Source organism: Pseudomonas sp. K5002, from assembly GCF_013386655.1.
Taxonomy (GTDB): Bacteria; Pseudomonadota; Gammaproteobacteria; order Pseudomonadales; family Pseudomonadaceae; genus Aquipseudomonas.
In genome coordinates, this window is sequence record NZ_JACARK010000581.1 from 1 (window position 1) to 1,143 (window position 1,143).

Annotated in this window: 3 protein-coding genes; all 3 read right to left on the reverse strand. The window is 63.5% G+C overall.

Annotated elements, in window-relative coordinates:
* Nucleotides 1-360, reverse strand: a 360-nt coding sequence (locus HX846_RS23895) for a Rieske 2Fe-2S domain-containing protein (protein ID WP_178966212.1), incomplete at its 3' end; no start/stop codon positions are given.
* Between the two features lie 141 nt (nucleotides 361-501).
* Nucleotides 502-1,023: an AAA family ATPase gene (locus HX846_RS23900; protein ID WP_087692680.1), complete on the reverse strand. Its 522-nt coding sequence runs from the start codon at nucleotides 1,021-1,023 to the stop codon at nucleotides 502-504.
* Nucleotides 1,020-1,143: nicotinamide mononucleotide transporter (locus HX846_RS23905; RefSeq protein ID WP_178966213.1), on the reverse strand; the 124-nt coding region annotated here is incomplete at its 5' end. The genes HX846_RS23900 and HX846_RS23905, both read right to left, overlap by 4 nt.

Consider the following 1,143-nt stretch of genomic DNA (forward strand, 5'->3'; position numbering starts at 1 on the left):
CACGATAAAGCAGCGCGAATCGTTGGTGTGCGGGGCAACGGGCGAGGGCAGTGCCTCGTCGCCCACACTGACCACGCCGTCGTGAATCTCCACCGGGTACTGCTTGAGCTGCACCAGCGCGGGCGGCTCGCAGACCTGGCCGTCATCCACCCGGAAGGCCGCCTTGTGCCACGGGCAAATGATCCTCCCGTCACAGACCACGCCTTGCTCCAGGGGCGCCCCGGCGTGGGGGCAATCCGCCTGATAGGCACGAACCTCGCTACCCGAACGCACCAGCAGGATGTGATGGGCGGCGGTTTCAACACGAACGCCACGGTCTTCGGGCAAGTTGATCAAGCGGGCAACGATGCGCATGTTCATAGGCCAATCTCCTTTTAAGGATTGACCTGTGCCCCGGGTAGAGGACTGCGTTGACCCGATAACCGGTCTTCAGCCCTGCGTGCCAGAGCGTTGAAAGTGGGCCATGCGTAACGAGCGGTGCATGAAAACCGTCCCCGCCGGTCAATCCAGCAGTTGTTCCACAGCTGAAAAGGCCTGGTCCTGGCGTGCTTGCCAATCCCCACGGATGACCCGTAACGGCTGATGATGTTGCTCCAGCCAGTCACGACTGGCCTGGAAAAACGCCAGGCGATCGGCAAACTCCGGCTGGCAGCGCTGGCCATCGGCGGTCCACTCCACGTCTTCCGGCGACAGCAGCAGGTGCAGGTCGTAGTGGCGGGCGAGCAGTTCGCTGTCGAGCCACGCCGGGTAGTCGCCAAACAGGGTCTGGCTCCACAGCTTGTTGGTCAGCAGGTTGGTGTCGAGGATCAGCAACGCCGGCTGCGCGGCGCGGGCGGTATCTTCCCAGGCCAACTGGCCCCGGGCGATCTCCGGGATATCCGCCAGGGTGGTATCGCGCTGGTGGTGGTCGATGAAATGACGCACGTATTCGCCCACCATTACCCCGCCAAAATGTGCCTGCAACTGGGCGACCAGCCAGCTTTTACCGCTGGATTCCGGGCCGGCCAGTACCACCACCTTCATGCGTGCAACGCCGGGTCGGCGCGCCATTCACGCCAGCCCTGCACGGCGATCACGGTGAACAAGGCGTAGAGCGCGGCGGTGAGGTACAGGCCTTTGTAGAGGAACAGCCCGACGAAGATC